General features: G+C 73.2%; 4 protein-coding genes. All 4 read left to right on the top strand.

Translation table 11 applies throughout. The features are described 5' to 3' along the window. Positions 1–677: redox-sensing transcriptional repressor Rex (locus ASF38_RS02195; RefSeq protein WP_082480406.1), on the top strand; the 677-nt coding region annotated here is incomplete at its 5' end. Then, positions 674–1,987, top strand: coding sequence for a glutamyl-tRNA reductase (locus ASF38_RS02190; RefSeq protein ID WP_055963966.1), 1,314 nt, complete (start codon positions 674–676; stop codon positions 1,985–1,987). The genes ASF38_RS02195 and ASF38_RS02190, both read left to right, overlap by 4 nt. Continuing rightward, on the top strand, positions 1,984–2,964 hold the full coding sequence (hemC, locus tag ASF38_RS02185; RefSeq protein WP_055963969.1) for a hydroxymethylbilane synthase: 981 nt from the start codon (positions 1,984–1,986) through the stop codon (positions 2,962–2,964). The genes ASF38_RS02190 and hemC overlap by 4 nt, the downstream gene beginning before the upstream one ends. Beyond that, positions 2,961–4,586: bifunctional uroporphyrinogen-III C-methyltransferase/uroporphyrinogen-III synthase (locus ASF38_RS02180; RefSeq protein ID WP_082480258.1), on the top strand; the 1,626-nt coding region annotated here is incomplete at its 3' end. The genes hemC and ASF38_RS02180, both read left to right, overlap by 4 nt.

Here is a 4,586-nt window from a genome sequence, read left to right as displayed (position 1 = left end):
CCCCCCGGCTCGCCGGGACCCCTGACCGTGCAACGGCCCAGGCCCCGCGTGACGTTCCCGACGCCACCGTCGCCCGGCTGCCGCTGTACCTGCGGGTCCTCGCGTCGTTCGCCGACGCCGGCGCCACCACGTGCTCGTCCGTCGAGCTCGCCGAGGCGGCAGGGGTCAACCCGGCGAAGGTGCGCAAGGACCTCTCCCACCTCGGCTCCTACGGCACGCGCGGGGTCGGCTACGACGTCGAGTACCTGCGCTACCAGATCGCCCGCGGACTGGGTCAGACGCAGACGTGGGACGTCGTGATCGTCGGTGCCGGCCACCTCGGCTCGGCACTCTCCACGTACCCGGGCTTCAGCCCGCGCGGGATCCGGGTCGCCGCGGTGGTCGACACCGACCCGGACCGGGTGGGCTCGACCATCGGCGACCTGCAGGTGCAGCCGCTCGCCGCGCTCGACTCGCTCGTGTCCGAGCAGGGCATCGCGATCGCCGTCGTGGCCGTGCCGGGCGACGCGGCCCAGGACGTCGCCGACCGGCTGGTCGCCGCCGGCGTCACGAGCATCCTCAACTTCGCCCCGGCCGTCCTGCAGGTCCCCGACCACGTCCAGGTCCGCAAGGTCGACCTCTCCGTCGAGCTGCAGATCCTGGCCTACCACGAGCAGCGGAAGGCGGAGACTGCATGAGCGTGCTGGTCGTGGGCATGTCCCACCGCTCGGCCCCCATCGACGTGCTGGAGCGTGCCTCCCTCGACACGGACGCGGCGGTCAAGCTGGCCCACCGTGCCCTCGAGTCGGCGTCGGTCACCGAGGCGGCCGTGATCTCCACGTGCAACCGCGTCGAGGTGTACGTGGAGGCCGACCGTTTCCACAACGCCCTCGAGGACGTCTCCCACCTGCTCGCCGAGCAGGCCGGGATGGGCCGCGAGGACCTCGTGCACCACGCCTACGTGCACTACGACGACTCGGCCGTGGCCCACCTGTTCTCGGTGGCCTCCGGCATGGACTCGATGATCCTCGGCGAGAGCCAGATCCTCGGCCAGGTGCGGCAGGCGCTGCACACCGGCCAGGCCGAGTCCACGATCGGGTCGGCCCTGAACGCCCTGTTCCAGCAGGCGCTGCGCATCGGCAAGCGCGGCCACGCCGAGACGGGCATCGACCGGCTCGCGCCCTCGACCGTCACGGCCGGCCTCGACGCCGTCGGCCCGGTCGTGACCGCTCCTGGGACGCGCTTCCTGGTGGCCGGTGCCGGCACCATGGCGAGCCTCGCCGTGCGCACGCTCGTCGACCGCGGCGTGGCCCCGCACCGGATCATGGTCGCCAACCGCACGTTCCAGCGGGCGTACGAGCTCGTCGCCACGTTCGGCGTCAGCGCCGTGCGGTGGGAGGCCATGGACGTCGAGCTGTCCGCGGCCGACGTCGTCATCAGCTGCACGGGGGCGGCCGGCTCGGTGTTCGCCACCGACCGCGTGTCCCGTGTCCTCGACGACGGGCTGTCCAACGTCACCGGCGAGCTGGTCTTCGTCGACCTGGCGCTGCCGCGCGACGTCGAGGCCGGGGTGGCCGAGCTCGAGTCCGTCAGCGTCATCGACCTCGTCACGCTGGCCGCTCGCTCGGAGAACGCCGAGCTCGCGGCCGACGTCCAGCAGGTCCGCGCCATCGTCGACGACGAGGTGCGCAGCTTCCTCGCCGCCAAGAGCCAGTCACGCGTCACGCCCACGGTCGTGGCGCTGCGCAGCATGGCGACCGAGGTCGTCGAGGCCGAGACGAGCCGCCTGCTCGGCCGGCTCCACGGCCTGCCGGACGAGCAGGTCGACCAGGTGCGCCTGGCGCTCAAGCGGGTCGCCGACAAGCTCATCCACGCTCCCACCGTGCGCGTGCAGCAGCTGGTCGACGGGCCGGGCGGCCTCACCTACGCCGACGCGCTCTCCGACCTCTTCGCGCTCGACCCCGCTGCGGTCCAGGCGGTCACCCAGGTGAAGGGGGAGAAGGCATGACCACCGCCTCCCAGCATCCCGCGCGTGAGACCCCCTTGCGTCTGGGCACGCGCGCCAGCGCCCTGGCCACGACCCAGTCCGGTCACGTGGCGGCTCGGATCACCGAGCTGACCGGTGTCGAGGTCGAGCTCGTGACCATCAGCACGGAGGGCGACCGCAACCAGGCGCCGCTCACCCAGATCGGTGGCACCGGGGTGTTCGTGGCCGCGCTGCGCGAGGCCCTGGTCGACGGGACCGTCGACGTCGCCGTCCACTCCCTGAAGGACCTGCCCACCGCCGCCGACCCCCGGCTCTCCCTCGCGGCGGTCAGCGTCCGCGAGGACCCGCGCGACGTGCTCGTGGCCCGCGACGGCCTGACCCTGGGCGAGCTGCCCCGTGGTGCGCGCGTGGGCACCGGCTCCCCGCGTCGCGAGGCCCAGCTGAACGCCCTCGGCCTGGGGGTCGAGGTCGTCCCCGTGCGCGGCAACGTCGACACCCGGATCGCCAAGGTCCGCTCCGGCGACCTCGACGCCGTGGTGCTGGCCCGCGCCGGCCTGCTGCGCCTGGGGCGGGAGTCCGAGGCCACCGAGGTCCTCGACCCCATCCAGGTCCTCCCCGCCCCCGGACAGGGGGCCCTCGCCTGTGAGTGCCGCGTCGACGACGACGCGACCGCTCGCCTCCTCTCCGTGCTCGACGACCCGGACACCCGGGCCGCCGTCACGGCAGAACGTTCCCTGCTCTCCACCTTGGAGGCAGGGTGCAGCGCACCGGTCGGAGCTCTCGCCGACGTCGTCTGGGGCGACGACGGCGACGAGCTGTGGCTGCGCGCCGTGGTCGGAGACCCCTCCGGCTCACCCACCATCCGCCTGTCCGCCTCCGGCTCGCTCAGCGAGCCGGCAGCGGTCGGCGAACGTCTCGCTGCCGAGATGCTCGCCGAGGGCGCAGCCGAGCTGATGGCCACCCCTGCGGTCGGTCCATCGATCGGTTCCGCCTCATGACCACCCGGCAGTCCAGGAAGAAGACCACCACCGTGACACCACCCACCACCGCCACCGTCGAAGCACCCGCGAAGAAGGAGCCCGCCACGAAGCGCAGCCCCAAGCCGCTGGGGCACGTGAGCTTCGTCGGCACGGGACCGGGCGACGCCAGCCTGCTGACCGTCCGCGCGGCCGAGCTCATCGCGCAGGCCGACGTCGCCATCATCGAGCAGCCCGAGCAGGCTGCCCTCGTGCCCGAGGGCGTCGAGGTCGTCGACGGCGGGCTCGGTGAGGACGGCGTCGTCCTCACCCACGCCGCGCGCGCTCGTCTCGTGGTGCGCCACGCGAAGACCGGGGCGCACGTCGTGCGGCTCGTGAGCGGCGACCCGTTCACGTACGCCACGGCACCCGAGGAGGCCGCGGCCTGCGCGAAGGCGGGCATCGCCTTCGAGATCGTCCCCGGCGTCTCGTCGGTGACGGGCGTCCCCGCCTACGCGGGCGTGCCGCTGACCAACAAGGTGCACCGCCAGTACCGCGTCGTCAGCGTCGGAGACGCGTCGATCGCCTGGCCCGACTACGCCGGCACCGACACCCTGGTGCTGCTGTCGGCCGTGGCGCGGATCGGTGAGATCGCCGCGGGCCTGATCGAGGCCGGCCGGTCCGCCGAGACCCCCGTCGCCATGACCCGCGTGGGCACCACCACCGAGCAGTCGACGGTCGTCTCCACGCTCGCCGACATCGCCGTCGACGCGCGCGCCGCAGGCATGACCTCGCCGGCCATCACGGTCGTGGGCGAGGTCGTGGCCATGCGCGAGGCGCTCTCGTGGTTCGAGACCAAGCCGCTCTACGGGTGGCGCGTGCTCGTGCCCCGCACCAAGGAGCAGTCGGCCGGCCTGGCCGCGCGTCTGCGGTCCTACGGCGCCGTGTCCGAGGAGGTCCCCACCATCTCGGTCGAGCCGCCGCGCAACCCCCAGCAGATGGACAAGGCCGTGCGCGGACTCGTCGAGGGCCGGTACGAGTGGGTCGCCTTCACGAGCGCGAACGCCGTCAAGGCCGTCCGCGAGAAGTTCGAGGAGTACGGGCTCGACGCCCGTGCGTTCTCCGGTCTCAAGATCGCAGCCGTGGGCGAGAAGACGGCCGAGGCCATCGCCACCTGGGGCATCAAGGCCGACCTGGTCCCGAGCGGCGAGCAGTCGGCCCGGGGCCTCCTGGAGGACTGGCCGCCGTTCGACGAGCTGCTGGACCCGATCAACCGGGTGTTCCTGCCGCGCGCCGACATCGCGACCGAGACGCTCGTGGCGGGTCTGCAGGAGCTCGGCTGGGAGGTCGACGACGTCACGGCGTACCGCACCGTGCGGGCGGCCCCGCCGCCGGCGCCGACCCGCGAGGCCATCAAGACCGGCAAGTTCGACGCGGTGCTCTTCACGTCGAGCTCCACGGTGCGCAACCTGGTCGGCATCGCGGGCAAGCCGCACGCGTCGACGATCATCGCGTGCATCGGCCCGGCCACGGCCCAGACGGCCGAGGAGCACGGTCTGCGGGTCGACGTCATGGCCGAGCAGCCGTCGGCCGAGGTGCTGGCCGACGCGCTGGCCGCCTTCGGTGCCGCGCGCCGTCTCGAGTTCCTCGAGGCCGGCGAGCCG

Origin of the sequence: Aeromicrobium sp. Leaf272 (assembly GCF_001422865.1) — a bacterium.
Lineage (GTDB): Bacteria > Actinomycetota > Actinomycetes > Propionibacteriales > Nocardioidaceae > Aeromicrobium.
The sequence above is the reverse complement of the archived record's forward strand: the minus strand, read 5'-3'. Positions and strand labels throughout refer to the sequence as shown.